Here is a 25700-nt window from a genome sequence, read left to right as displayed (position 1 = left end):
GACGCACAGTGAGCGTCATGGAGAACCAGGAGAGTGCCGTGGAAGCCGCCACGCCCGTGCGTCGCCGGTGGCCCGTCCGGGTCCTTCTCGCCTCGCTCGCGGGGTCCCTCGTGCTCGGCGGGGCGCTGGCGCTCTGGGCCGCCGACGAGCCCGCCGGGCAGCCGCCGGCACCGGCCCCGGGGGCACAGGCGCAGGCGGCGGTGCGCGCCGGGGTGCCGGCGGCGCTGCCCGGTCTGGACGCGCTGATCGGCGAGCGTGAGGCGTACCTGCGCACGCATCCCAAGGACGCGCGGGCGTGGGCGGTGCTGGGCGCGGCGTATGTGGAGCAGGGGCGCCGGACGGCGGACGCGGCCGGGACGTTCCCGAAGGCGGAGCGGGCGCTGCGGACCTCGCTGGCCGTGCGGGCGCGGGGCAACGCCGAGGCGCTGGAGGGGCTTGCGGTGCTGGCGAACGCGCGGCGCGACTTCCGGGCGGCGCGCGGCTTCGCGGAGGAGGCGCTGAAGACGCAGCCGAAGCGGTGGACGGCGTATCCGCCGCTGATCGACGCGTGCACCGGGCTCGGTGACTACAAGGCGGCCGGGCGGGCCCTGGACCGGCTGACGGCGGCGCACTCCGGCCCGGCGGTGCGGGCGTGGGCCGCGGGCGTGTACCGGGACCAGGGGCGCCGGGAGGACGCGGCGGCGGCGCTGGCGGACGCGGCGGCGGCCGCGCAGGCACCGGCCGAGCAGGCGGCGTATCTGGAGCGGGCGGGGCAGCTGGCGTTCGAGCGCGGCGAGCCGGACGCGGCGCTGCGGCACTTCGAGGAGGCGGTGCGGCTGGACCCGGACCAGCGGGCAGCGCAGGCCGGACAGGGGCGGGCGCTGGCCGCGCTGGGGCGCACCTCGGAGGCGCTGAACGCGTACCGGGTGGCGCTTCAGCGGCAGCCGCTGCCCCAGTACGCGCTGGAGCTGGGCGAGTTGTACGAGTCGCTGGGGCTCACACAGCCGGCCCGGGTCACCTACGGCCTGCTGCGCGAGCGGGCCCGGCTGGACGCGCGGGGCGGCGTGGACGACACGCTGGTCCTCGGCCGCCTGGAGGCGGACCACGGCGATCCGGCCGAGGCGGTACGGCTGTTGCGCGTGGAGTGGCAGCGCCGGCCCGGCATCGAGGTGGCCGACGCGCTGGGCTGGGCGCTGCACCGGGCGGGGCAGGACGCGGAGGCGCTGCGGTACGCGGCGACCGCGACGGACCGGGAGCACGGCGGCACGGTGCGCAGCGCGCCGTACGCCTACCACCGCGGGATGATCGAGAAGTCGCTGAACCAGCAGGGGCCGGCCCGCAGGCACCTCCAGGAGGCCCTGCGGATCAACCCCTACTTCTCACCACTGGCCGTCCGCGAGGCCCGCACGGCGCTGGCGGCGCTGGGCGAGCCGCCGGAGGTCGAGGTTCCGCGCTGACCTCCGGGCGGACCGTCGGCTACAGGTTTCCGCGCTTCTCCTGCTCCCGCTCGATCGCCTCGAACAGGGCCTTGAAGTTGCCCTTGCCGAAGCCCATGGAGCCGTGCCGTTCGATGATCTCGAAGAAGACGGTCGGCTTGTCCTGGACCGGCTTGGTGAAGATCTGCAGCAGGTAGCCGTCCTCGTCGCGGTCGGCGAGGATCTTCAGCTCGCGCAGGGTGTCCACCGGCACGCGGGTCTCGCCGACCCACTCCCCCAGCGTGTCGTAGTAGGAGTCGGGGGTGTCGAGGAACTCCACCCCGGCCGCGCGCATGGTGCGCACGGTGGCCACGATGTCGTTCGTGTTCAGCGCGATGTGCTGGCAGCCGGGGCCGTTGTAGAACTCCAGGTACTCGTCGATCTGGGACTTCTTCTTGGCGATCGCCGGCTCGTTGAGCGGGAACTTCACCTTCAGGGTGCCGTCGGCCACGACCTTGGACATCAGCGCCGAGTACTCGGTGGCGATGTCGTCGCCCACGAACTCCTTCATGTTCGTGAAGCCCATGACCTTGTTGTAGAAGGCCACCCACTCGTCCATCTTGCCGAGTTCGACGTTGCCGACGCAGTGGTCGATCGCCTGGAAGGTGCGCTGCGCCGGCGGCGCGACCATCGGCTTGGCGGCGGCGTAACCGGGCAGGTAGGGGCCGTCGTAGCCGGAGCGCTCGACCAGGGTGTGCCGGGTCTCGCCGTAGGTGGCGATCGCGGCGAGGACGACCGTGCCGTGCTCGTCCTTGAGCTCGTACGGCTCGGCGACGCTCTTGGCGCCCTGCTCGATGGCGTACGCGTAGGCGGCGCGCGCGTCCGGCACCTCGATGGCGAGGTCGATGACGCCGTCGCCGTGCTCGGCCACGTGCTGGGCCAGGAAGTGGCCCCAGGCGGTGGCGGGCTTGATCACCGAGGTGAACACGAACCGGGCGGAGCCGTTCTCCAGCACGTAGCTGGCGGTCTCGCGGCTGCCGTTCTCCGGTCCGGAGTAGGCGACCAGCGTCATGCCGAAGGCGGTGGAGTAGTAGTGCGCGGCCTGCTTGGCGTTGCCCACGGCGAAGACGACCGCGTCCATTCCCTTGACCGGGAAGGGGTCGGCCTGCCGGGCGGTGTCGGGAGTGTGGTGTGTGGTCTGCGTCATAGCCGAAGCCTGGCCCGGCTCTGCAAGGTGCGCAATACTTCGCGTATTCACTGGGCATTCTGCTCAGCGACACGGCTGCCTCGGCGGCCCTTCTGTACAGGATGCCCACTCCGGGGAGGCTGCTGTGGCGATCGATCACCTGGACGGTCGGATCATCGTGCTGCTCGCGCAGGAACCGCGGATCGGAGTGCTGGAGATGTCCCGGCGGCTCGGGGTGGCGCGCGGGACCGTACAGGCGCGCCTGGACCGGCTTCAGTCGAACGGAGTCATCCGCGGATTCGGTCCCGAGGTGGACCCGGCGGCCCTCGGCTACCCGGTCACCGCTTTCGCCACGCTGCAGATCCGGCAGGGCCAAGGGGCCGATGTACGGGCCCACTTGGCGTCCGTGCCGGAGGTGCTGGAGCTGCACACCACCACCGGCACCGGGGACATGCTGTGCCGGCTGGTGGCCCGCTCCAACGCCGATCTCCAGCGGGTGATCGACCGCGTCGTCGGTTTTGATGGCATCGTCCGGGCCTCCACCGCGATCGTGATGGAGAACCCCGTGCCGCTGCGGGTCATCCCGCTGGTGCAGCAGGCGGCGCAGGACCGGGAGCGGACCATGTGACCCGACGGGGGTGAGGCCGGTGAACTTCTGGGAGTACCTCGGCAGCCGCCACCAGCAGTTGCTCACCGACGCCTATCAGCACGCCAGCGCCGTCTTCCAGTGCATGGTGCTGGCGACCGCGCTGGGCGTGTTCATCGCGGTCGCGACCTACCGCAGCGAATGGGCGGGCAACCTGGCGACGCTGACCACGGCGACCATCCTGACCATTCCCTCCCTCGCCATGATCGGCCTGCTCGTCCCGGTCGTGGGGCTCGGTGTGCCGCCGACCGTGATCTCCCTGACCCTGTACGGGCTGCTGCCGGTGGTGCGCAACGCGATCGTCGGCCTGCGCGGGGTCGATCCGGCGCTGACGGACGCGGCGCGCGGCATCGGCATGTCCCGGCTGACGCGGCTGGTGCGAGTGGAGCTGCCGCTGGCGTGGCCGCCGATCCTGACCGGTATCCGGGTCTCCACGCAGATGCTGATGGGCATCACCGCCATCGCCGCCTACGCCTCCGGGCCCGGGCTCGGCAACGAGATCTTCCGCGGGCTGGCCTCGCTGGGCAGCAAGAACGCGCTCAACCAGGTGCTCGCGGGCACCCTCGGGATCATCGTCCTGGCCCTGCTGTTCGACGCCGCGTACGTCCTGATCGGACGGCTGACCATCCCCAGGGGGATCCGTGTCTGACGCGCCCGTGCCCGAGGTCTCCGACGTGTCCGGCGCGCCTGCCGCGTCGGGCGTGTCCGGTGCGTCCGGCGTGTCCGGCACGCACGCGTCCGTCGCCGGGGCGGCGATCGAGCTGGAGAATCTGACCAAGCGCTACCCGGGCAACCCCCACCCGGCCGTCGACAACGTCAGCATGGAGATCAAGGCCGGCGAGACCGTGATCTTCGTCGGCCCGTCCGGCTGCGGGAAGTCGACCACCCTGAAGATGATCAACCGGCTGATCGAGCCGACCGGCGGCCGCATCCGCATCGGCGGCGAGGACGTCACCGACATGGACCCGGTGAAGCTGCGCCGCAAGGTCGGCTACGCCATCCAGTCGGCCGGGCTCTTCCCGCACATGACCGTCGCCCAGAACATCGCGCTGGTGCCGAGGATGGTCGGCTGGTCCAAGTCCCGCATCCGCTCCCGGGTGGAGGAGCTGCTGGACCTGGTCGGACTCGACCCCGGCGAGTTCCACGGCCGCTACCCGCGCCAGCTCTCCGGCGGTCAGCAGCAGCGCGTCGGCGTGGCCCGGGCGCTGGCCGCCGATCCGCCGGTGCTGCTGATGGACGAGCCGTTCGGCGCGGTCGACCCGATCACCCGCGACCACCTCCAGGACGAGCTGATCCGGCTCCAGCGCGAACTGCACAAGACGATCGTCTTCGTCACCCACGACTTCGACGAGGCCATCAAGCTGGGCGACCGCATCGCGGTCCTGCGCGAGCACTCCCACATCGCGCAGTTCGACACCCCGGAGGCGATCCTGACCAACCCCGCCGACGACTTCGTCTCCGGCTTCGTCGGCGCCGGTGCGGCCCTGAAACGGCTGAACCTCACCCGCGTACGGGACGTGGAGATCACCGACTATCCGACCGTCACCGTGGACACGCCGCTCCAGCAGATCTTCGGGCTGCTGCGCTCCAGCGGCACCAACGAGATCCTGCTGCTCGACCGGCGCCGGCGCCCCTACAAGTGGCTCAGGCGCGGCGACCTGATGCGGGCCAGGGGTTCGCTGGCGCGGGCGGGCACGCTGGTGCACGACACGGTCACGCGGGACGCGACTCTGCGCGACGCGCTGGAGGCGGTCCTCACCGACAGCGCCGGGCGGGTCGCGGTGACCGGGCGGCACGGCGCGTACACCGGCGTCGTCGACATGGAGACGCTGATGAACTCCGTGCACGAGCTGCTGGAGGCCGACCGGCTGGAGGCGATGGAGCACCAGCACGAACTGGAGGCGGCGCGTTCGGCGCAGACGCACGCGGAGCAGGAGGGCGAGGCCGGGGGACGCAAGGCATGAGCGACGCCGAGGAGATGCGGGACGACCGGGTCGACGAGGAGGAGCCGCCGCCCCCGGCCCGGCCCGCCCCGCGGCGGCGGGTGAGCTGGCAGAAGCTGACCTTCCTGCCCCTGGTGCTGGTCGCCGTGCTGCTGGCGACCTGGCTGTGGTTCCGGCAGGCCGACCTGGACCAGATCTCGAAGAACGCCCTGTCCGGCGGCCAGGTGTCCAAGGCGCTGTGGCAGCACGTGCAGCTGACGGTGATCTCCACCTTCTTCGTGCTGATCATCGCGATCCCGCTGGGGGTGCTGCTGACGCGCCGGATGTTCCGCAAGGCGACCCCGGTTGCGATGACGTTCGCCAACATGGGGCAGGCCACACCCGCGATCGGTCTGCTCGCGCTGCTCGTGATCTGGCTGGGCATCGGCCGCCGGTCCGCCCTGATCGGCATCATCGCCTACGCGATCCTGCCGGTGCTGTCCAACACGATCGCCGGCCTGCGCGCCAACGACCCGACGCTGCTGGAGGCGGCCCGCGGCATCGGGATGTCCCCGCTCGGGGTGCTGCGGCGGGTGGAACTGCCGCTCGCGGTGCCGCTGATCCTCGCCGGGGTGCGCACGGCGCTGGTGCTGAACGTCGGCACGGCGACGCTGGCCGTGTTCGGCGGGGGCGGCGGTCTCGGGGTGCTCATCACGACGGGGATCACCAACCAGCGGATGCCGGTGCTGGTGCTCGGCTCCGTCCTCACCGTCTCGCTCGCCCTGCTGGTGGACTGGCTGGCGTCGCTGGCGGAACTGCTGCTCAAGCCGCGGGGGCTGGAGGCCGGGACGTGAGACGACGCATCCGCGCCCTGGTGACCTGCGTGCTGCTGGCGCCGGCCGGCTGCGGGCTGACCAGCGGCTCCCCCATGTCCGACGACGTGAAACCCGGCCTGATCGGCAAGGGCGAGCCGCTGAAGGGGGCCGATCTCACGGTCACGTCCAAGTCGTTCACGGAGAGCCTCATCCACGGCGCGATGATGGGCATCGCCTTCCAGGCGGCCGGCGCGCACGTGCTGGACCGCACCGGCATCCAGGGTTCCATCGGCGGCCGGGAGGCGGTGAAGAAGGGCGACGCGGACGCCATGTACGAGTACACGGGCACCGCGTGGATCACGTACCAGGGACACAGCACGCCCATCCCCGACCCGCGGCAGCAGTGGCAGGCGGTGAAGGCCGCGGACGTGAAGGAGGGGCTGACCTGGCTGCCGCCGTCGCGGCTGGACAACACCTACGCGCTGGCGATGAACCAGGACGCGTACCGGAAGTACGGCACGAGGACGCTGTCGGACGTGGCGGCACTGGCGAAGAAGAACCCGGGCGCGGTGACGCTGTGCGTGGAGGGCGAGTTCGCCAACCGGGCGGACGGCCTGCCGGGCATGGAGAAGAAGTACGGCATGCACATCCCGGCGAAGAACGTCACGCAGATGGACACCGGGATCATCTACACCCAGACGGCGAAGGGCAGTTGCACCTACGGCGAGGTCTTCACCACGGACGGGCGGATCCGCTCGATGAACCTGGTGGTGATGGACGACGACAAGAAGTTCTTCCCCAACTACAACGCCGCCCCCGAGATCAACACCACGACATTCAAGAAGTGGCCGGCCATCGCCCAGGTCCTGGCCCCACTGACGGCCCGCCTGGACAACAAGGTGGCCCAGGAACTGAACGCCAAGGTGGACGTGGACGGAGAGGATCCACACCAGGTGGCACTGGACTGGATGAGGAAGGAGGGGCTGGTGAAGTAGGGGGGTGGGTGGGGGTGTTGGGGGAGGGAGTGGGTGACAGCGAAGGCGTTGCCGAGGCGGCCTAACAGCTCGGGACCGTGGCCTTGCCCTTCTCCAGGGCGGTCAGGGCGTCCACCGCGCTCTTCAAGGAGGTGACCGGGATCAGCCGCAGGCCCTTGGGCAGCTCGCCCTTGGCGTCCGAGCACTCCGCCTTCGGTACGAGGAAGACGGTCGCCCCGTCGCGGCGGGCGGCCTGCGTCTTCAGGCCCACGCCGCCCACCGGGCCGACCTTGCCGTCGGCGTCGATGGTGCCGGTGCCGGCGATGGTGCGGCCGCCCGTGAGGTCGCCGCCGCTGCCGTCGCCGTCGAGCTTGTCGACGACGCCGAGGGCGAAGAACAGCCCGGCGCTGGGCCCGCCAATGTCCGCCAGCTTCAGATCGACCTTGACCTTCTGCTCGCTGAGGTGGAGATAGCCCAGCGCGGCCTTGGTCGCCGCGTCCTGGGACTGGTCCATCTGCGCGAGGTTGTGCCGCTCGATCTCCTTGAGGTTCTCCCCGCTCGGGTACACCGCGTCGCGCGGCATGATCGCCCGGTCGGTGGCGAACCAGCCGTCGATGACGTCGCCGAGCGAGACGTGCGCGTCGGGCCCGGTCGCCTCGATGGTGGTCATCCGCAGCTGGCCGCTGGTCCGGCGGGTGGGAGCCCCGGAGATCGTGATGACCGGCGTGCCCTTGTTGTCGCCCAGTACATTCGCCGTCGTACCCGGCTGCGCCACCGAGAACGGCAGCGGCGCGAACGCCGCCGTGGCGAGCAGGGCCACGACGGGCAGCGCGCAGACGGCGAGGGCCTTAGGGCGTGTGAGGCGAGAGAGCACGGAGCCAATCTAACGTGAGGCCGCTCCCCCACCCGGCGCCGGTCGGGGTGAGGGCCCCCGGCCCCGGCGACGGCGGCGCGCCGAGGATCGGCGGGAACGGCTCGTCGACGGCGGCCTGCTCAGCCTCTCCCCCGGCACCGCCACAGCAATGGTCACCGCCGGGTCAGCGCAGCGCCTCCGCCACCTCGCGGGCCGCGTCGACGACCCGTGGTCCGACCCGTTCCGGTACGGCGTCCGCGAGCATCACCACGCCGACGCTGCCCTCGACCCCCGTGAGCCCCAGCAACGGCGCCGCGGCGCCGCTGGCACCGGCTTCCAGCTCGCCGTGCGTCAGCGTGTAGCCGGGGTCGCCCAGCGGGTTGGCCCGGGCCGCGAGGATCGCCTTGCCGGCGGCCCCGCGGTCCAGCGGGTGCCGGAACCCGGCCCGGTAGGCCACGTGATAGTCCGTCCACGACGGCTCGACGACCGCGACGGCCAGCGCCTCGGTCCCGTCCACGAGCGTCAGATGCGCGGTGGCGCCTATGTCCTCCGCCAGCGACCGCAGCGCCGGCAGCGCCGCCTCGCGCACCAGCGGATGCACCTGGCGGCCCAGCCGCAGCACGCCCAGCCCGACCCGGGCCCTGCCACCCAGATCACGCCGTACGAGAGCATGCTGCTCCAGCGTGGCGAGCAACCGGTACACCACGGTCCGGTTCACCCCCAGCTTGTGCGAAAGCTCGGTGACGGTCAGCCCGTGGTCCGTGTCGGCCAGCAGCTTGAGGACTCGCAGTCCTCGGTCGAGCGTCTGAGAGGTCTCCGCGGTCACGACGCCCACTCCTCCAAGTGGTGAGGTCGGCGGGCCTCCACATGGACGGACGCGTCACCGAGTCCCGTCGGCGACGCGCAACGAAGGCCGCCGATCGGTGACGGTCCGGGTCGTTCCGGACCCAGTCGCTTCACGGCTGCGCTCCGCGGCGGCGCTGCCACGGGGCGTGTGCGTAGCGGGACAGTAGCGAAGCAGGTTCGCTGAGCGGAAGGCTCCGTCCAGAATCCGGGCAACGGCCGAGACGAACCATCTGTGTTTGTCCGGATACGTACTGCGCACGATCGCCCCACACACCCCCCGTGGAGCGTCACTTCATGCGCGTGGCCCACTCCTGGACCTTGGCGATCCGCTGCCGCAGCTGGCCGGCCGTGGCCTCCGCGCTCGGCGGGCCGCCGCACACCCGGCGCAGCTCGGTGTGGATGACGCCGTGCGGCTTGCCGCTCTGGTGGACGTAGGCGCCGACCATGGTGTTGAGCTGGCGGCGCAGCTCCATCAGCTCCTTGTGCGTGACGACCGGCCGCCGCTCGGCGGGCATCTCCAGCAGGTCGGCCTCCTCGGCCGGCTTCTTCTTGCTGTGCGCGATCTGCTTGGCCTGCCGCTTCTGCAGCAGCAGCTGCACCTGGTCGGGCTCCAGCAGGCCGGGGATGCCGAGGTAGTCCTGCTCCTCCTCGCTGCCGGGGTGGGCCTGCATGCCGAACTCGGCGCCGTTGTACATCACCCGGTCGAAGACGGCGTCGGACTCCAGCGCCTCGAAGGGCAGCATGTCCTGGTCGCCGGTGTCCTCGTCCTGCTGCCGCTCCGCCTCCTGGAGGAGCTTGTCCTCCTCGGCGTAGGGGTCCTCCTCGCCGTCCTTCTTCGGCTTGTCGAGGACGTGGTCGCGCTCGCGCTCCATCTCGTTGGCGAAGGAGAGCAGGTCGGGCACGGTCGGCAGGAACACGGACGCGGTCTCGCCGCGCCGCCTGGACCGTACGAAACGGCCGACGGCCTGCGCGAAGAACAGCGGCGTGGAGATCGTCGTGGCGTACACGCCGACCGCGAGACGCGGCACGTCGACGCCCTCGGACACCATGCGGACGGCGACCATCCACCGGTCGTCGCTCGTACTGAAGTCGTCGATCCGCTTCGACGCGCCGGTGTCGTCGGACAGCACCAGGGTCGCCTTGTGGCCGGTGATCTCCCGGATCAGCTTGGCGTAGGCGCGGGCGGAGTCCTGGTCGGAGGCGATGACGAGGGCGCCGGCGTCCGGGATGGCCTTGCGGACCTCGGTGAGCCGCTGATCGGCGGCGCGCAGCACGGACGGCATCCACTCGCCGCGCGGGTCCAGCGCGGTGCGCCAGGCCTGGCTGATGGCGTCCTTGGTCATCGGCTCGCCGAGGCGGGCCTCGATCTCGTCGCCGGCCTTGGTGCGCCAGCGCATGTTGCCGCTGTAGGAGAGGAAGATGACCGGCCGGACGACACCGTCGGAGAGGGCGGAGCCGTAGCCGTAGGTGTAGTCGGCGGCCGAGCGGCGGATGCCGTCCGCCCCTTCCTCGTACATCACGAAGGGGATCGGGTTGGTGTCGGAGCGGAACGGCGTACCGGTCAGCGCCAGGCGCCGCGTCGCCGGCTCGAACGCCTCCAGGCAGGCCTCACCCCAGGACTTGGAGTCACCGGCGTGGTGGATCTCGTCGAGGATCACGAGCGTCTTGCGCTGCTCGGAGCGGTTGCGGTGCAGCATGGGCCGCACGCCGACGCCCGCGTAGGTCACGGCGACGCCGTCGTACTCGCGGCCCAGCGGCCCGGCGCTGTACTCGGGGTCGAGCTTGATCCCTATCCGGGCGGCGGCCTCGGCCCACTGCTTCTTCAGGTGCTCGGTCGGCGCGACCACGGTCACCTGCTGCACGACGTGGTGGTGCAGCAGCCAGGACGCCAGCGTCAGGGCGAAGGTCGTCTTGCCTGCGCCGGGGGTCGCGACCGCCAGGAAGTCACGTGGCTGCTCCTGGATGTACTTCTCCATCGCCCCCTGCTGCCAGGCACGCAGCTTGCCGGCGGTGCCCCAGGGGGCGCGGCCGGGGAAGGCGGGCGACAGGTGGTGCGAGTGTGACGAGGGGGAGCTGGCGGTGGTAGTCACGGTCTCCGGGATCAAGGTCGTGGCGGCTCGGCTACGTATGACAACCGGGCCACCCTACCGGCGCCGCACCCCGCACCACGCGCGGACAAGCACGGCTCGCCCGAGGGTGGGACTCACGTCACAACGCCCTCAGCCGCCCCGCGATCACCGTCACATCGCTCTCCTTTCCGGAGGCCACGTCGATGACCAGGTCGTACGCCGTGTCCTGGTCGCAGCCGGCGAGATCGACGCCGTTGACGGCGAGGAAGGTCGCCGCGGCCGGCCAGGCGGTGCGCTCGTTGCCGTCGACCAGGGGGTGGTTCGTGGCGAGGGCGTGCAGCAGCGCGGCGGCCTGCTCCCACAGGTCGTCGTAGGCGGGCGTGCCGAACATCCGGGCACGCGGACGGTGCACCGCGGAAGCGAGCAGTCCGGCCTCCCGGGCCTCGGGGGGCCGGCCGCCGAACGCGGTCGCGGCGAGCGCGGTGACCTCGGCGACGGTGAGATGCCGGGTGACGGCGGGCGTGCGGTCCGCGATCATTCGCCCAGCCTCCGCAGCAGCTCGGCGTGAGCCTGGGCCAGCCGCTCACCGACGGCCCGCACCCGCGCGGCCTCGGCGTCGACGTACCCGCGTACGGCCTCCCGCGCGATCTCCTCCGGCCGCAGCCCGGTCCCGTCCGCGAGATCGTCGAGGTCCGGCCCGAGACCGGGGCCGAGGGGAACGGTGAGCTCCTGCATGCGGCGAGCCTACGGCCGTGACACCGGCCCTGCGACGCGTTTCAAGGCCCCGCGGCGCACCGGCCCGGCGACGTGGTGGACGCCCGGAGCAAGACCCGTAACGGAGTTGGACCCCTGTCACGACCTCCTTTCATGAACGGCGTGTGGCAGTCGCGTTGCACCACCCCGGATTCCCTTGAGCCCCGCTCCCGCCCCGCCGTACGGTCGACGCACCGAGTGCGGAACGGAGTCCACAGGGCTCCGGCACCGACCCGGTCGTGTGCCCGAGTGGTTCAGGGACTCGCCTGCAAAGCGAGTTACGCGGGTTCGATTCCCGCCACGGCCTCCGGCGCCTTGACCAGGCGAAAAAGGGCGGCACCTGCAAAAAGGGTGCCGCCCTTCTCTGTCGCCCGTCTCACTTCCCGTTCTCGCCGGCCGCTATGCGCCGGGGTCACGGAGGCCGACTGCGTCATGCCGCCAGAAGGGCTCCGCGTAGACCAGTGTCCCTGTCATCCATGGCTCGTACTCCGGGAGTTCGAGGACCTGGAAGGCGCCATCCGGAATGCGCAGGGACGGCTTGCGGAAGCCCCGGTCGCCACCGGGCGCGAAGCCGAAACGGGAGTAGTAGCCCGGATCGCCCTCCAGGAAGACCAGCGGGACAGCCCGCTCCGCGAGGGTCTTCAGCCCGTGCCGGACCAGGGCCGAGCCGATACCGCGCTGGTGATGCTCGGGCACGACCGCCAACGGGCTGAGCACATGCACCTCGACCAGTCGCCGAGGAGCATCGAGCAGACTGCGGGTGAACATGACGTGCCCGACGATCTGCCCGTCGAGCTCAGCGATCAGTGAGAGACCGCCGGCGGGCGTGATCGTGCCCCGCAGGGTGTCGACCAGGTCGGCCACGACAAGGCCGTGGTCACCGAACGCCCGCAGGTGGATGTCCCGCACAGACTCTCTGTCGCTCGGACGTTCTTCGCGAAGCTCCATGACCGGAGAGTACGGACCCGCCCCAGTCGCTCGCACAGGCTTTTGGAGCCCGAAGGACGCGCGGTGGCCGGCACCGAGGTTCCCCGATGCGGCGCTAGATCCCCAGGGCCACCGGTGCGCCGGCCGGGTCGAGGCAACCCGTCTCGCGGCGGTGGGCCAGCCACAGCAGGAAGGCCAGGCTGGAGACGTCGGCGTTCAGCGGCTGCGCGGCGGTGCCGGGGCCCTGCCAGGACAGGACCGTCCCCGTCACGCCGTCGATGGTCAGGCTGGTGCCGTCCACGGCCTCGCCGAGGCGGATCAGGCGGGCCGCGCCGGGCGGCAGGGCCTCGTGCACGGCCGTGGCGAGCCGCAGTTCGTGCACCGCGTACTCCTCCAGCGTGGCCAGCGGCGCGTCCATGTCCAGCCGGAACCACGGCGTCTCCTCCGGCAGGCCGGCCTCACGCAGGAAGCGGCGCGTCGGCTCGTGCGTGAGGACGCGCGGGAAGTCGATCTCCTCGAAACGGACGATCCGGCCGGCGCCGAACTCCTCGTCCAGCAGCCGTGGCGGCAGATCCAGGGCCAGCCCGGACGCGGTGTCCGGGCCCCTGGCGGTGATGGTGTGTGTGCTCATGGTGCCCCCGTGTGCTACCCCGTGCGGGAGGAACCCCTGTTCCTCTCCCGCACTCAGAACACTACGCGGCGCCACTGACAACGGCCCCGTCAGTGGTTCACCACGGCCGCCTGCGGGCGGATCGGCAGCCGGTTCACCGGGCGGCCCGTCGCGGCGCGCACGGCCGAGGCGATCGCCGCCGGCGAGGCCACCACCGGCACCGCGCTCACCGCCTTCGCGCCGAACGGCGCCACCACGTCGCGCTCCTCGACGAGCTTGACGATTTTGATGTCCGGCGCGTCCAGGGCCGTCGGCAGCGCGTACCCGATGAGGTCGGGGTGGCGGATCAGGCCGCGCGGTGTGCGCAGGTTCTCCGTCAGCGCGATGCCCACGCCCTGCGTGACACCTGCCTCGATCCGCGCCGCAAGCTGCGCGGGGTTGAGGACGCGGCCCACGTCCTGGGCGACCGCCAGCTCCACCACCCGCACCGAACCCAGCTCGATGTCGACGTCCACCACCGCGCGGATCGCGCAGAAGGCGAGGCTGACGAAGGCATCCCCCTGGCCGGACCCGTCCAGGGGTTCCGTCGGGTGCGGGCGGCACTGCGCCGTGGCCCACAGCTCCTTGCCGTCCATCGCCTCGGTCACCGTCGTCGACAGCACACCGTCGTACGACGTGATCTTGCCGTCGGTGATCTGGAGCAGCTCCGTCGACATGCCGAACTTGTGGGCCAGCGGCTGCAGCAGCTGCGTACGGACCATCTTGGCCGCGCGCTCGACCGCGCCGCCCGACACCCACGTGTGGCGGCCGCGGCAGCCCGGGCCCGCCGGGGGCTGGTCGGTGTCGACGGGCGCCATGTGCACCTCGTCGATGCCGAGGGTCTCCTGCACGATCTGCCGGGCCAGCGTGGCGAAGCCCTGCCCGGTCTCCACCGCCGCGCACAGCACGGTGGCGACCCCGTCGTGCACCTTCACGGTCGCGGTGGACACCTCGTCGGCGCCCTCCGCGCCGAGCATGTGCACCACACCCAGCCCGTAGCCCACACCGCGCCGCACCGCGCCCGGCTCGCCCGCGCCCTCGGGGCCGCCGGGCAGCAGCCAGTCCTCCTCGGCGGTGTCCTTGGGCAGCGGCGGCAGCGGGAAGTCCCGTACGGCCTGGAGGAGTTCGGCGACCGGCGCCGGGCAGGTCACCGGCTGCCCCGTCGGCAGCACGTCGCCCGTGGCCAGGACGTTGCGCAGGCGCAGCTCCGCCGGGTCGACGCCCAGTTTCTTCGCCAGCTTGTCCATCTGCGCCTCGTAGGCGGCACACACCTGCATGGCGCCCTCGCCGCGCACATGGCCCGACGGGGGGTTGTTGGTGCGCACCGCCCAGCCCTCGATGAACGCGTTCGGCACGACGTACGGGCCGCAGGCGAAGGCGACCGCCGCGGCGAGCGCTTCCGAGGACGTGTCGGCGTACGCGCCCGCGTCCAGCAGGATCTGCGCCTCGACCTTCACCAGCTTGCCCTCGGCGTCCGCGTGGTGGCGGTAGCGCAGCAGGGTGGGGTGCCGGTGGACGTGGCCGAGGAAGGACTCCTCGCGCGTCGCGGTCAGCTTCACCGGGTGGCCGGTCTTCAACGCCAGCAGCCCGAGCGGGAGCTGGAAGCCCTGGTCCTCGCGGTCGGCGGTCGCGCCGGGGACGCCGGTGACGACGACCTTCACCCGCTCCGGTTCCAGGCCGTAGCAGGCGGCGAGGGCGTCGCGGTCGGTGTGCGGGTCGGTGGACGCCGTGTACAGCTCCACGCCGCCGTCGGGGCGGGGTACGGCGAGAGCGGCCTCGGCGCCGATCGGGGCGGGGTCCTGGCGGCCGATGCGGTACAGGCCCTCGACGACGACCTCGCCGACCGCGCCGTGGTCGCCGTGGTGCAGCGGGATGTGCCGGATCAGGTTGCCGTCCGGGTGCAGCGGCTCGGCCTCGAAGGCGTGCTCCGGGTCGGTGACGGGGTCGAGCACCTCGTACTCGACGATGACGGCCGCCGCGGCCATCCGCGCGGTGTCCGGGTGGTCGGCGGCGACGGCCGCGATGGGCTCGCCGTGGTGGCGTACGACGTCCGAGGCGAACACCGGGCGGTCGGCGGCGCCCCGGCCGTACACCGGGCTGCCGGGGACGTCCTCGTGCGTGACGACGGCCCGCACGCCGGGCATCTCGCGGGCGTGGGTGGTGTCGATGGAGATGATGCGCGCGTGCGGGTGCGGGGAGCGCAGCAAGGCCGCCCACAGCAGGCCCTCGGCCCACAGGTCGGCCGCGTAGGGGAACGTCCCCTCCGTCTTGGCGCGGGCGTCGGCGGACGGCAGGGAGGCGCCCAGGCCGTGCGGGATCTGCTCGGGGGCGGGTGCCGCCTCCGCGGTGGTGGTCGCGGCGGCCGCTTCGTTGCTCACGCCTGGCCTCCGTCCTCTCCCTGTCCGTACGGCTGCTGGTCGTGCCCGCGCGGGGCGGCGGGGTCCTCGAAGGCGGCCGGGCGCTCGAAGGCGCCGCCGTCCTCGAACACGCTCGGGTGCACACCGCCCGCGCCGGGACCCGCCTGGTGCGGGATACGGGCTTCGTCGCCGGCCGTCTCACCGTCGCCGGCGCGCACCGCCTCCCGCTCGGCGACGACCTCCTGGACGGCCTGCAGGACGCCCTGGTAGCCCGAGCAGCGACACAGGTTGCCGCACAGTGCCTGGCGGGCCTCCATCTCGGTCGGCGCCGGGTTGCCCTCCAGCAGGTCGTGCAGGGTCATCGCCATGCCGGGCACGCAGAAGCCGCACTGCACCGCGCCGCACCGGGCGAGCGCCCGCTGCACGTCCGAGGGCTGCCCCTCCTCGGCGAGGCCCTCCACGGTGCGCACCTCGCTGCCGGCGGCGGTGACGGCGGGCACCAGGCAGGAGGCGACGAGCCTGCCGTCGACCTGCACGTTGCACGCCCCGCACTCGCCCTGCGAGCAGCCGTCCTTGGCTCCGGCGAGCCCGAGCCGCTCGCGCAGCACGTACAGCAGCGACTCACCGATCCAGGCGTCGCCGACGGGCCGGTCGGCGCCGTTGACCCGCAGCACGTAGGAGGCGAGGGGGTGTTCGTCGTGCGGGGGCGGCGGGGCGTCGTGCGGCCGGTCGCCCTGGGCGAACTCGCCGGGGGCGGGCGCGTCGTGCACGGGCGGCTCGGACGGCTCGGCGGCGGACGGCTCCTCGGCACCCTCCGGCGACGCGGCCGCCTCCGGCTCGGCTGCCTCTTCCGGCTGCGGCTGCGGCTGCGGCTGCGGCTGCGGCTGCGGCGCGGATACGGCGCCGGGTGCGGCGTCGGTGTCCAGGGCGCCGGCGTCCCCGTGCGCGTCGAGGGCGGGGGTGTCGTCCGCCGTGTCCTGCGGGTGGTGTGCGTCCTGTGCGTCCGCGTCCTGCGTGTCCTGGGCTGCTGGGGCATCGAGCGCCGACGGCCCGGAGGGCTCGGCCTGGGGCTCGTCGGCGGCGGACCCGGTGCCGGGCGCCTCGGGGGCAGCGGGGGCTTCCGGGACGGGGGCGGCGTGAGCGGCAGCCGGGAGGGGCTCCGTCACCGGCGGCTGGGCGGGGCCGGCGGCGTAATCGCCCCCGTGTCCGGCGAAGTGACCGGTGTGCGCGGCACCGGCGTGCTCACCGGGGTGCCCGGCGACCGCGTGCTCACCGGGGTGCGCCGGGTCGGCGTGCTGCTCCCCCTGCGCACCGGGCCCGGGAGGCTGCGGCGTGTCCCAGGGGTGCCCCTGGGCCCCGGTCGCCCAGGGGGCGGCGGCTCCTCCGGGCAGCGTGGCCGGCGGTGTGCCGCCCCACTGCTCGACGAGCGAGGACGTCGAGTACTCGCCGGACTCGTCCGGCAGATCACCCCCGGCGACCGGGATCGACCACTGACCGGTGACGTCGTGACCGGGCGCGGGCGACGGCGCGGACTCCGGATCGGCGGGGGCGGGGGCGCCGCCGGTGCCGTACGCGTCCGTGTCCGTGTGCTCCGCGAAGTTCCACTGCCCGGTCGCCCCGGCCTGGTAGGTGAACCGGTCGTCCGCGCCCGCCTGCGGCGAGTCGCCGGCCGCGGGCGCGCCCCAGTGCACGCCGTCCACCGGCATGCTCCACGTGCCCGTGGCGGCCGGGTCGGTGCCCGCGGTGGTGGCGGGGGCGACCGTTATCTGCGGCGGCACATAGCCGTGCCCGGGCGCGGCGAGCGGACTGTCGCCGGACAGCAGCGCGTCGATGCCGCCCTCGGGGAGCTTGACGAAGGCGGTCGCGCCGTCGTCGTAGTCGCCCTGGGGCAGCGGGTCCCAGCGGCTGCCGCCCTGCGGGGTGCCCTCTGCGTGCTGGTCGTCGGTCACGACAATGCCCTCCCCAGTGCTCGTCGGGCCAGCGCGGCGACGGTGCGCCGCAGGTGCAGTACGGCGGGTGGCAGCTGCGGCACGGAGCCGTCCTCGGCCGGGGCCGGGTCGGGGATGCAGGCCGCGGCGACGTACTCGCCGAAGGCGTGCAGGGCCTCAGGGACGATCGCGCGGTTGTTGTCCCAGTCGATGAGCTGGGCGACCCAGTGTTCGGCCTCCAGGGGCCGCAGCGCCATCGGTGCGATGGCGCCGACCGCGCAGCGCACGCCGCGGCGCGCGGGGTCGAGGACCAGCGCGACGGAGGCGACGGCCCGCCCGGGGCCGGTGCGGCCGGTGGCCTTGAGGAAGACCTGCGGGGCGTGCAGCAGCGGCACGCGCACGTAGCCGATCAGTTCGCCGCCGCGCAGCATGTCCACCCCGGCCAGCAGGTGCGACACCGGGATCTCCCGGCGGGCGCCGCCCGGTCCGGCGATGATCAGGGTCGCCTCCAGCGCGGCCAGCACGGGCAGCGCGTCGCCGGTCGGGGCGGCGGAGGCGATGTTGCCGCCGAGCGTGCCGGCGTTGCGGATGTGGGGCGGGCCGGCGGCGCGGGCGGCGGCGGCGAGCGCCGGGATGAGGGCGGCGAAGTCGGGGCGGCCCATACGCGCGTGCGTGAGGCCGGCGCCGAGCAGGGCGTGGCCGTCCAGGTACTGCCAGCCGCGGATCTCGCTGATCCGGCCCAGGCCGACCAGCCCGGTGGGCCTGAGCTGCCCGGAGTTGACGGCGGTCATCAGGTCGGTGCCGCCCGCGACCGGCACGGCGGCGGGCATGGCGGTCAGGGCCTCCACGGCCTCGTCCAGCGTCGTGGGCAGCGTGACGGACTGCGCCGCCTGCGGTGCGTGCGTGGTCAAAACCGGCTGCCCCTTCCCGCTGCCCCACCTGGTCCCGCCTGTTGCGCCGTACGGTACGTGCTGACAGGGCGGACGTGGCAACTCTGGCACATCTTCCGGGCAGCTGAGGACGCGGGTCCGGTAGGAGGCGTTCGCCCACCTCACCGGCGAGTTGGTCCGTTTTCGCACGGCTTCACCGAAGGGCGCGAATTGGCACTCTTCGGTGACCCTGATGCGATTGTGCCACTACCTGTTCGACCGCCGCGGGGGCTGTGGAAAACGGCCGCCCGCACCCTGTGGACAACGGCTGCGGACGGGCTGTGGGCAATGGCTGCCGACGGGCTGTGGACAGCGGCCGACCGGGCGGGGCGGCGCCTACCGGTCGGGCGGCGGTCCGTCGAGCGGCCGGCCCAGGATTCCCGGCCGGCGCTGCCAGGGCCGCGGTCCCGCGGGCGGGCGGTAGGCCACGCCGAGGGCGTCAAGTCGCCGGTAGTGGGCGGCCATCCGGCGCTCGAAGCCTGCGAAGTCCCGGGCGGCCGGGACCGGCAGGGCGCTCCAGGCCACCTCGGCGAAGGCGGCGAGCCGGGGGAACAGCTGGTAGTCCACGCGCTGCTGGTCCTCCGTCACCTCCGACCACAGGTTGGCCTGCGTGCCCAGCACGTGCCGGGCCTCGTCCTCGGTGAGCTGCTCCGGGACGGGTTCGAACCGGTAGACGTCCTCCAGGGTGCGCACGAAGCCGATGGGCACCGGCTCGTCCTCGCCCGCGGCCTGACGGTGGTCCAGATACACGTACTGCTCCGGGCACATGACGACGTCGTGGCCCGCGCGGGCGGCGGCGACCCCGCCGCCGTAACCGCGCCAGGAGGACACCGCCGCGCCCGGTGCGAGGCCGCCCTCGAGGATCTCGTCCCAGCCGATGAGCCGCCGCCCGCGCGCGGCCAGCCACCGGTCGAAGTGGGCGATGAACCACGCCTGGAGCTCGTCCTCGCCGGCCAGCCCGAGTTCCTTGATGCGGGCCTGCGCGGTGGCCGAACGGCGCCACTGGTCCTTGGGGCACTCGTCACCGCCCACGTGGACGAAGACGGACGGGAAGAGCTCCAGCACCTCCTCGAACACGCCTTCGTAGAAGCGCAGGGTGTTGTCAGTGGGGGCGAGTACGTTCGGGTTGATCCCCCAGGTGTCCCAGACGGTGAGGGCGGTGGTGTCGATGACGTCGGTGTTGCCGAGTTCCGGGTACGCGGCGATGGCGGCCTGCGAGTGTCCGGGTACGTCGATCTCCGGGACGACGGTGATATGCCGCTCGGCGGCGTAGGCGACGATCTCGCGGATGTCGTCCTGGGTGTAGTAGCCGCCGTGGGGCCGCTCGTCCCACAGCGGCGAGGCGCGGTGGCCGAGCTTCGTGCGGGCGCGCCAGGCGCCGGTCTCCGTCAGCTCCGGGTGGCGTTCGATCTCGATGCGCCAGCCCTGGTCGTCGGTCAGATGCAGGTGCAGCACGTTGAGTTTGTGCGCCGCCATCACGTCCAGCTGCCGCAGGACGCCGTCCTTGGGCAGGAAGTGCCGGGCGACGTCCAGCAGGAGGCCGCGCCAGCCGAAGCGTGGCGTGTCCTCGACGACCACACCGGGCAGGGTCCAGCGCCGGCCGGGCGTGACGGGTGCGCGCCGGAAGGCCTCGGGCCCGAGCAGCTGGCGCAGCGTCTGCGCACCCCAGAAGACGCCGGCCGGACCGCCGCCGTGCAGGGTCACCCCGGCGTCGTCCACGGTCAGCCGGTACCCCTCGGGACCGAGCGGCCCGGCGTGCTCGACGGCCAGCCGGATCGTGCGGCCGTCCCGGCCGTCGCCGGGCGGCAGCGCGTACCCGGTCACGGCCCCGAGCGTGGCGCGCAGCCAGCGCGCGGTGGCCTCGGTGCCGGGCCCGGCCGCCAGCAGGGTGTCCTCGCCGAGCGTGAAACCGGCGGCGAGCGTCCGCACGGCCCGGGGCGCCGGAATCAGTTCCTCAGCAGTCATGCCGGTCCCCCACCACTCCCCGGGCGGCCCTCGATACGGCCCGCCCGGGGAAGGCTAGGGAGCCCGTGAACACGACCACAAGAGGACTGCACCAATCGCGTGAACGCGCGGAGGCCCCGGCGGCGCGCCGCAGCACACCAGGGGGGCCTCATCACGCCGGGCAGTGGTCCGGCGGGCCGGCGCGCTACTTCTTGCCGCCGCCCTTGCCGTCCTTGCCGCCCTCGTCGCCGCCGGCGCCCATGGACTCGTAGATCTCCTTGCACATGGGACACACGGGGTACTTCTTCGGGTCGCGGCCCGGCACCCAGACCTTGCCGCACAGCGCCACGACGGGCGTCCCGTCGAGGGCGCTCGCCATGATCTTGTCCTTCTGGACGTAGTGGGCGAAGCGCTCGTGGTCACCGTCACCGTGGGAGGTCTGCGGCGTCGGCTCTACGAGGGTCCCCGTACCAGTCCCGCGCTCGGGCTCGAGAGTGCTCATAAACGCCAAGGGTACTGAAGGTCACAGGGTTCAGTTGAGCGACGGGTCGTCCGGATACGTCGCCACCATCGCCAGTTCGTTGCGCTGGCGGCGCAGGACCTCGCGCCACAGTGTCTCGGGGGACGGGGAGGAGACGTCACCGGGTTCGGACTCGACGACGTACCAGGCGCCCTCGACCAGTTCGTCCTCCAGTTGGCCGGGGCCCCAGCCGGCGTATCCGGCGAAGATCCGCAGGGAACCGAGGGCGGAGGCGAGGAGTTCCGGCGGGGCCTCCAGGTCGACCAGGCCGATCGCGCCGTGCACCCGCCGCCAGCCGAGCGGGGTGCCGTTCGCCTCCGGATCGCCCGGGACGACGGCGACGCCGAGGGCCGAGTCCAGCGAGACAGGACCGCCCTGGAAGACGACGCCGGGCTCACCGGTGAGATCCGCCCAGCCCTCCAGGATGTCGCCCACGTCCACCGGCGTGGGACGGTTGAGGACGACGCCGAGCGAGCCCTCCTCGTCGTGGTCGAGAAGGAGCACCACCGCGCGGTCGAAGTTCGGGTCCGCCAGGGCGGGCGTGGCCACGAGCAGCCGCCCTGTGAGCGAGGACACCTCGGTCATGCCAGACATGATCCCGCATCTTCCCGGGCTGTGGGGAGGCAATCGGGGTAGGCGAGTGAAGGCAGGTCACGGCTCACCGGGGCGCCGCGGGCACACATGTCGCCGCGGTGACCGCACGTGCCCGGGCGTCAACGGTTCGTGTTGTGACACAGCTATGACGTTCCCGGGTGCTCCGCGGGCTTACTTCAGGGGGGTCCGTGGCGATTACTCTGTCTCTCTCCCCCTGCCCGACTCATCGGAACGCGAGATACATGACCGTCAACGACGATGTCCTGCTTGTCCACGGCGGAACCCCGCTGGAGGGCGAGATCCGTGTCCGCGGCGCGAAGAACCTCGTGCCGAAGGCCATGGTGGCCGCCCTGCTGGGCGGCGAGCCGAGTCGACTGCGCAATGTTCCGGACATCCGTGACGTGCGGGTCGTGCGCGGCCTGCTGCAGCTGCACGGGGTGACGGTCCGTCCGGGTGAGGAGCCGGGTGAGCTGGTGCTCGACCCGACCCGGGTGGAGAGCGCCAACGTCGCTGACATCGATGCCCACGCGGGCTCCAGCCGTATCCCCATCCTGTTCTGCGGTCCGCTGCTGCACCGCCTCGGGCACGCCTTCATCCCGGGCCTGGGCGGCTGTGACATCGGCGGCCGGCCCATCGACTTCCACTTCGACGTGCTGCGGCAGTTCGGCGCGGTCATCGAGAAGCGCGCGGACGGCCAGTACCTGGAGGCCCCGCAGCGGCTGCGCGGCACCAAGATCATGCTGCCGTACCCGTCCGTCGGCGCGACCGAGCAGGTGCTGCTGACCGCGGTGCTCGCCGAGGGCGTGACGGAGCTGTCCAACGCGGCGGTGGAGCCCGAGATCGAGGACCTGATCTGCGTCCTGCAGAAAATGGGCGCGATCATCGCGATGGACACCGACCGCACGATCCGCATCACCGGCGTTGACAAGCTCGGCGGCTACGACCACCGCGCCCTGCCGGACCGGCTCGAGGCGGCGTCCTGGGCGTCGGCGGCGCTGGCGACCGAGGGCGACATCTACGTCCACGGCGCGCAGCAGCGCTCGATGATGACGTTCCTGAACACCTACCGGAAGGTGGGCGGTGCCTTCAAGATCGACGACGAGGGCATCCGCTTCTGGCACCCCGGCGGGCAGCTGAAGTCGATCGCGCTGGAGACGGACGTGCACCCCGGCTTCCAGACCGACTGGCAGCAGCCGCTGGTGGTGGCGCTGACGCAGGCCACGGGCCTGTCGATCATCCACGAGACGGTGTACGAGTCCCGGCTCGGCTTCACCTCCGCGCTGAACCAGATGGGCGCGCACATCCAGCTGTACCGCGAGTGCCTGGGCGGCTCGAACTGCCGCTTCGGCCAGCGCAACTTCCTGCACTCCGCGGTGGTGTCGGGCCCGACCAAGCTGCAGGGCGCCGACCTGGTCATCCCCGACCTGCGCGGCGGCTTCTCGTACCTCATCGCGGCCCTCGCCGCGCAGGGCACGTCCCGGGTGCACGGCATCGACCTGATCAACCGCGGCTACGAGAACTTCATGGAGAAGCTCGTGGCACTGGGCGCGAAGGTGGAGCTGCCGGGCCAGGCGCTGTAACGGCGCCACGCGCGCGTACGGCGCGCGTACGACGATGGGGCGGCCCCCGGTCAGGGGGGCCGCCCCATCGGGCGTTCAGAGCGCCCCCGAAGGAGCGCGGGGCTGCGTCGGTGTGCTGCCCGGCCGCGCGGTCACGACCGGCCACACACGGTCCGCAGTCGCCCAGGGCGCTATGGGGCCATGGCGTCACGAGCCACGACCCTCACAGCGGCGCGATTACTTACCCTTGGCGGCTTCCTTGAGCTTGGAGCCCGCGGAGACCTTCACGCTGTAGCCGGCCGGGATCTGGATCGGCTCACCGGTCTGCGGGTTGCGGGCGGTACGAGCGGCACGGTGGGTGCGCTCGAAGGTCAGGAAGCCGGGGATGGTGACCTTCTCGTCGCCCTTGGCGACGACATCGCCGACGACGTCGGCGAACGCGGCCAGCACGGCGTCGGCGTCCTTGCGGGTCACCTCGGCGCGGTCGGCCAGCGCGGCCACCAGCTCACTGCGGTTCATGTTGTTACTCCCGTGTTCTTCTTGCCGTTGGGGCGTGCCACGCGGCGACAGCCGCATATCGGACACAGCGAAGCCGTTGCTGCCAGGGTCGTCGAACGGTCCCGGGCCCGGTCCCGTCCTCGGACGCGAGCGCCCAGAGAGGCATCCTGCCCCTACCTGCGGCGGGAAAGCCAATCCGGCACCCGTAGGAGTCGTGAGAACACTCTTGGGAGTCACACGAAAGCGCCACGGCCCCGGAAGCCACCCTCGCCACTGACCGGCCGCCCACCCTAGAGGGCGGCCGCAGGCCGTTGGTTCCACGACGCGCCGGGCGGCGGTCGTGGCAAGTCTCACAAGCGGTTACGCGGTCGCTCCGGCGGCCTTGGCGGCGTCCCGGACCGCCCCGGCGACCGCACCCGCGACCTTGTCGTTGAAGACGGAGGGGATGATGTAGTTCGGGTTCAGCTCGTCCTCGGTCACCACGTCGGCCAGCGCCTTCGCGGCGGCCAGCATCATGTCCGTGTTGACGGTACGGGACTGCGCGTCCAGCAGGCCGCGGAAGACACCCGGGAAGACCAGCACGTTGTTGATCTGGTTCGGGAAGTCGGAGCGGCCGGTGGCCACGACGGCCGCCGTCTGGCGGGCGATCGCCGGGTCCACCTCGGGGTCGGGGTTCGCCAGCGCGAAGACGATGGCACCGTCGGCCATGGCGGCCACGTCGTCGCCGTCGAGGACGTTGGGCGCGGAGACGCCGATGAAGACGTCGGCGTCGTGCACGGCCTCCTTGAGGGTGCCGGTGAGGTTCTCCGGGTTGGTGTTGTCGGCGATCCAGCGCAGCGCGGAGCCGGCGGGCGCGTCGACCAGGTCCTCACGGCCGGCGTGCACGACGCCCTGGATGTCGGCGACGACGGCGTTCTTGACGCCGGCGGCGATCAGGAGCTTCAGGATGGCGGTACCGGCCGCGCCGGCGCCGGACATCACGACCCGGACGTCCCCGATGCCCTTGCCGACCACGCGCAGGGCGTTGGTGAGGGCGGCGAGGACAACGATGGCAGTGCCGTGCTGGTCGTCGTGGAAGACGGGGATGTCGAGCGCCTCGCGCAGCCGGGCCTCGATCTCGAAGCAGCGGGGCGCGGAGATGTCCTCGAGGTTGATGCCGGCGAAGCCGGGGGCGATGGCCTTGACGATCTCGACGATGGCGTCGGTGTCCTGGGTGTCCAGGCAGATCGGCCAGGCGTCGATACCGGCGAAGCGCTTGAACAGGGCGGCCTTGCCCTCCATGACCGGCAGGGCGGCCTTGGGGCCGATGTTGCCCAGGCCCAGCACGGCGGAGCCGTCCGTGACGACCGCGACGGAGTTGCGCTTGATGGTGAGGCGGCGGGCGTCCTCGGGGTTCTCGGCGATGGCCATGCAGACGCGCGCCACACCCGGGGTGTAGATCATGGAGAGGTCGTCGCGGTTGCGGATGGGGTGCTTGGACGCCATCTCGATCTTGCCGCCGAGGTGCATCAGGAACGTACGGTCGGAGACCTTGCCCAGCGTGACGCCCTCGATGGCGCGCAGCTTGCCGACGATCTCCTCACCGTGGGCCGTGGAAGTGGCCGCGATCGTGACGTCGATCCGGAGCTTCTCGTGCCCGGACGCGGTGACGTCGAGGCCGGTCACCGAGCCTCCGGAGGACTCCACGACGGTGGTGAGCTGCGAGACGGCGGTTCCGCTCGCGGGCACCTCCAGCCGGATCGTCATCGAGTAGGAGACGCTGGGCGCCGTTGCCATGGCCGACTTCCTCTGCTTTCACCGTTTCGCTGGGTTGTGCCGTCCGATCGTCGCACCTACCCCTGAGTACGTGGTAGTCGCCCCGGATTGCGGACGTTTTGTTCACGGGCGGAAGAGTTTTCGGAAATTAACTTCCGCCATGCGAGAGAGTACGCCAAGCGATCAGACAAATAAAGAGACCCACGTCACTGGGTGACGTGGGTCTCCTCAACGTTCATGACACCGACCCGCCATGCTCGCCTCGCGGCAAGTGGTCCCTCTGAGGGACAAAGGTTGGGCCCGGGGGCTTGGATCGGGCCGGTGCCACACCCAGGCTAACAAACGGATCGACGAAGACAATTCCCCCTGCACGAAACGCGCTCCGCCCGCCGCCCCCGAGACGGAAAGGGCGACGGCCCGCAGCCGCCGACGGCGGGAAGGGGCCGGGGTGGGGGGTGTCCGCCCGCAGCGGCCGGCACCGGGCAACGGTGCCCCTCGTCGGGGCGAGAGGGCACTGGACGACGAGCCCGAGGACCTGGCCGAGGACGACCTCGAGGGCAACCGAACCTGGGCGCGCGAGAT

23 protein-coding genes and 1 tRNA gene are annotated in these 25700 nt (G+C 72.2%); 8 read left to right on the top strand and 16 right to left on the bottom strand.

What is annotated here, in order from left to right:
* The first annotated feature begins 17 nt into the window (after positions 1-17).
* Positions 18-1436, top strand: a complete 1419-nt coding sequence (locus AB0J12_RS28095) for a tetratricopeptide repeat protein (protein WP_363267253.1) — start codon at positions 18-20, stop codon at positions 1434-1436.
* A 19-nt stretch (positions 1437-1455) separates the two neighbouring features.
* Here the strand turns inward: AB0J12_RS28095 and hppD are convergent, their stop codons facing one another.
* Positions 1456-2601 (bottom strand): 4-hydroxyphenylpyruvate dioxygenase, encoded by a 1146-nt coding sequence (gene hppD, locus AB0J12_RS28090; protein WP_363267251.1) that lies wholly within the window; start codon positions 2599-2601, stop codon positions 1456-1458.
* Positions 2602-2725: 124 nt separating this feature from the next.
* On the opposite strand from hppD, the gene AB0J12_RS28085 reads away from it, so the two are divergent.
* The 5 genes from AB0J12_RS28085 to AB0J12_RS28065 are packed head-to-tail and all read left to right on the top strand — an operon-like array spanning position 2726 to position 6958.
* Positions 2726-3208: an Lrp/AsnC family transcriptional regulator gene (locus AB0J12_RS28085; protein WP_363267249.1), complete on the top strand. Its 483-nt coding sequence runs from the start codon at positions 2726-2728 to the stop codon at positions 3206-3208.
* A 19-nt stretch (positions 3209-3227) separates the two neighbouring features.
* The gene (locus AB0J12_RS28080) at positions 3228-3875 is read left to right on the top strand and encodes an ABC transporter permease (protein ID WP_363267248.1); all 648 of its coding nucleotides are present in this window, start codon (positions 3228-3230) and stop codon (positions 3873-3875) included.
* A gap of 52 nt (positions 3876-3927) precedes the next feature.
* Positions 3928-5190 (top strand): betaine/proline/choline family ABC transporter ATP-binding protein, encoded by a 1263-nt coding sequence (locus tag AB0J12_RS28075; protein WP_363267368.1) that lies wholly within the window; start codon positions 3928-3930, stop codon positions 5188-5190.
* A 14-nt stretch (positions 5191-5204) separates the two neighbouring features.
* A complete protein-coding gene (locus tag AB0J12_RS28070; RefSeq protein ID WP_363267367.1) occupies positions 5205-6002 on the top strand; it encodes an ABC transporter permease in 798 nt (265 codons plus the stop codon).
* Positions 5999-6958 carry a glycine betaine ABC transporter substrate-binding protein gene (locus AB0J12_RS28065; protein WP_363267247.1) on the top strand — a complete coding sequence of 320 codons (960 nt, stop codon included), beginning with the start codon at positions 5999-6001 and terminating at the stop codon, positions 6956-6958. Before AB0J12_RS28070 ends, AB0J12_RS28065 begins: the two co-directional genes overlap by 4 nt.
* Before the next feature lie 61 nt (positions 6959-7019).
* On the opposite strand, the gene AB0J12_RS28060 is transcribed toward AB0J12_RS28065, so the two are convergent.
* From AB0J12_RS28060 to AB0J12_RS28040, 5 genes are all read right to left on the bottom strand, one after another.
* Positions 7020-7811, bottom strand: a complete 792-nt coding sequence (locus AB0J12_RS28060) for a S16 family serine protease (RefSeq protein ID WP_363267246.1) — start codon at positions 7809-7811, stop codon at positions 7020-7022.
* Positions 7812-7974: 163 nt separating this feature from the next.
* Positions 7975-8616 carry a helix-turn-helix domain-containing protein gene (locus AB0J12_RS28055; RefSeq protein WP_363267245.1) on the bottom strand — a complete coding sequence of 214 codons (642 nt, stop codon included), beginning with the start codon at positions 8614-8616 and terminating at the stop codon, positions 7975-7977.
* A gap of 307 nt (positions 8617-8923) precedes the next feature.
* Positions 8924-10726: a DEAD/DEAH box helicase gene (locus AB0J12_RS28050; protein WP_363267244.1), complete on the bottom strand. Its 1803-nt coding sequence runs from the start codon at positions 10724-10726 to the stop codon at positions 8924-8926.
* Between the two features lie 118 nt (positions 10727-10844).
* A complete protein-coding gene (locus AB0J12_RS28045; RefSeq protein WP_363267243.1) occupies positions 10845-11243 on the bottom strand; it encodes a type II toxin-antitoxin system death-on-curing family toxin in 399 nt (132 codons plus the stop codon).
* Positions 11240-11440 carry a hypothetical protein gene (locus AB0J12_RS28040; protein WP_363267242.1) on the bottom strand — a complete coding sequence of 67 codons (201 nt, stop codon included), beginning with the start codon at positions 11438-11440 and terminating at the stop codon, positions 11240-11242. The genes AB0J12_RS28045 and AB0J12_RS28040 overlap by 4 nt, the downstream gene beginning before the upstream one ends.
* A 253-nt stretch (positions 11441-11693) precedes the next feature.
* Here AB0J12_RS28040 and AB0J12_RS28035 point away from each other — a divergent pair.
* Positions 11694-11765, top strand: a tRNA-Cys gene (locus AB0J12_RS28035).
* A gap of 92 nt (positions 11766-11857) precedes the next feature.
* Here the strand turns inward: AB0J12_RS28035 and AB0J12_RS28030 are convergent.
* From AB0J12_RS28030 to AB0J12_RS27995, 8 genes are all read right to left on the bottom strand, one after another.
* Positions 11858-12406: an N-acetyltransferase gene (locus AB0J12_RS28030; protein WP_363267241.1), complete on the bottom strand. Its 549-nt coding sequence runs from the start codon at positions 12404-12406 to the stop codon at positions 11858-11860.
* Between the two features lie 94 nt (positions 12407-12500).
* Positions 12501-13016: an SUKH-4 family immunity protein gene (locus AB0J12_RS28025; RefSeq protein ID WP_363267240.1), complete on the bottom strand. Its 516-nt coding sequence runs from the start codon at positions 13014-13016 to the stop codon at positions 12501-12503.
* 89 nt (positions 13017-13105) lie between these two features.
* Entirely contained in the window at positions 13106-15412 is a 2307-nt protein-coding gene (locus AB0J12_RS28020) for a molybdopterin cofactor-binding domain-containing protein (protein ID WP_363267239.1), read from the bottom strand.
* Positions 15409-17340: a 2Fe-2S iron-sulfur cluster-binding protein gene (locus AB0J12_RS28015; RefSeq protein WP_363267238.1), complete on the bottom strand. Its 1932-nt coding sequence runs from the start codon at positions 17338-17340 to the stop codon at positions 15409-15411. The genes AB0J12_RS28020 and AB0J12_RS28015 overlap by 4 nt, the downstream gene beginning before the upstream one ends.
* Positions 17337-18230, bottom strand: coding sequence for an FAD binding domain-containing protein (locus AB0J12_RS28010; protein ID WP_363267236.1), 894 nt, complete (start codon positions 18228-18230; stop codon positions 17337-17339). Before AB0J12_RS28010 ends, AB0J12_RS28015 begins: the two co-directional genes overlap by 4 nt.
* Before the next feature lie 354 nt (positions 18231-18584).
* Positions 18585-20213, bottom strand: coding sequence for a beta-N-acetylhexosaminidase (locus tag AB0J12_RS28005; RefSeq protein ID WP_363267234.1), 1629 nt, complete (start codon positions 20211-20213; stop codon positions 18585-18587).
* Between the two features lie 184 nt (positions 20214-20397).
* The gene (locus AB0J12_RS28000) at positions 20398-20694 is read right to left on the bottom strand and encodes a DUF3039 domain-containing protein (protein WP_363267232.1); all 297 of its coding nucleotides are present in this window, start codon (positions 20692-20694) and stop codon (positions 20398-20400) included.
* Positions 20695-20724: 30 nt separating this feature from the next.
* Positions 20725-21297, bottom strand: coding sequence for a YqgE/AlgH family protein (locus AB0J12_RS27995; protein WP_363267230.1), 573 nt, complete (start codon positions 21295-21297; stop codon positions 20725-20727).
* 251 nt (positions 21298-21548) lie between these two features.
* Here AB0J12_RS27995 and murA point away from each other — a divergent pair, with 251 nt between their 5' ends.
* Entirely contained in the window at positions 21549-22886 is a 1338-nt protein-coding gene (gene murA, locus AB0J12_RS27990; RefSeq protein ID WP_363267228.1) for a UDP-N-acetylglucosamine 1-carboxyvinyltransferase, read from the top strand.
* A gap of 216 nt (positions 22887-23102) precedes the next feature.
* Here the strand turns inward: murA and AB0J12_RS27985 are convergent, their stop codons facing one another.
* On the bottom strand, positions 23103-23384 hold the full coding sequence (locus AB0J12_RS27985) for an HU family DNA-binding protein (protein ID WP_103784273.1): 282 nt from the start codon (positions 23382-23384) through the stop codon (positions 23103-23105).
* Positions 23385-23723: 339 nt separating this feature from the next.
* Positions 23724-25139: an NAD-dependent malic enzyme gene (locus AB0J12_RS27980; RefSeq protein WP_363267227.1), complete on the bottom strand. Its 1416-nt coding sequence runs from the start codon at positions 25137-25139 to the stop codon at positions 23724-23726.
* Between the last annotated feature and the right edge of the window lie 561 nt (positions 25140-25700).

The organism is Streptomyces sp. NPDC049915 (assembly GCF_040656475.1).
GTDB lineage: Bacteria > Actinomycetota > Actinomycetes > Streptomycetales > Streptomycetaceae > Streptomyces.
The sequence above is the reverse complement of the archived record's forward strand: the minus strand, read 5'-3'. Positions and strand labels throughout refer to the sequence as shown.

What these genes read in the sequence shown, in the direction of transcription:
- AB0J12_RS27995 (WP_363267230.1), bottom strand. Translation starts at nt 21,297, where the DNA reads ATGACCGAGGTGTCCTCGCTCACAGGGCGGCTGCTCGTGGCCACGCCC.
- AB0J12_RS28045 (WP_363267243.1), bottom strand. Translation starts at nt 11,243, where the DNA reads ATGATCGCGGACCGCACGCCCGCCGTCACCCGGCATCTCACCGTCGCC.
- AB0J12_RS28070 (WP_363267367.1), top strand. Translation starts at nt 5,205, where the DNA reads ATGCGGGACGACCGGGTCGACGAGGAGGAGCCGCCGCCCCCGGCCCGG.
- AB0J12_RS27980 (WP_363267227.1), bottom strand. Translation starts at nt 25,139, where the DNA reads ATGGCAACGGCGCCCAGCGTCTCCTACTCGATGACGATCCGGCTGGAG.
- AB0J12_RS28000 (WP_363267232.1), bottom strand. Translation starts at nt 20,694, where the DNA reads ATGAGCACTCTCGAGCCCGAGCGCGGGACTGGTACGGGGACCCTCGTA.
- murA (WP_363267228.1), top strand. Translation starts at nt 21,549, where the DNA reads ATGACCGTCAACGACGATGTCCTGCTTGTCCACGGCGGAACCCCGCTG.
- AB0J12_RS28040 (WP_363267242.1), bottom strand. Translation starts at nt 11,440, where the DNA reads ATGCAGGAGCTCACCGTTCCCCTCGGCCCCGGTCTCGGGCCGGACCTC.
- AB0J12_RS28030 (WP_363267241.1), bottom strand. Translation starts at nt 12,406, where the DNA reads ATGGAGCTTCGCGAAGAACGTCCGAGCGACAGAGAGTCTGTGCGGGAC.
- AB0J12_RS27985 (WP_103784273.1), bottom strand. Translation starts at nt 23,384, where the DNA reads ATGAACCGCAGTGAGCTGGTGGCCGCGCTGGCCGACCGCGCCGAGGTG.
- hppD (WP_363267251.1), bottom strand. Translation starts at nt 2,601, where the DNA reads ATGACGCAGACCACACACCACACTCCCGACACCGCCCGGCAGGCCGAC.
- AB0J12_RS28095 (WP_363267253.1), top strand. Translation starts at nt 18, where the DNA reads ATGGAGAACCAGGAGAGTGCCGTGGAAGCCGCCACGCCCGTGCGTCGC.
- AB0J12_RS28025 (WP_363267240.1), bottom strand. Translation starts at nt 13,016, where the DNA reads ATGAGCACACACACCATCACCGCCAGGGGCCCGGACACCGCGTCCGGG.
- AB0J12_RS28005 (WP_363267234.1), bottom strand. Translation starts at nt 20,213, where the DNA reads ATGACTGCTGAGGAACTGATTCCGGCGCCCCGGGCCGTGCGGACGCTC.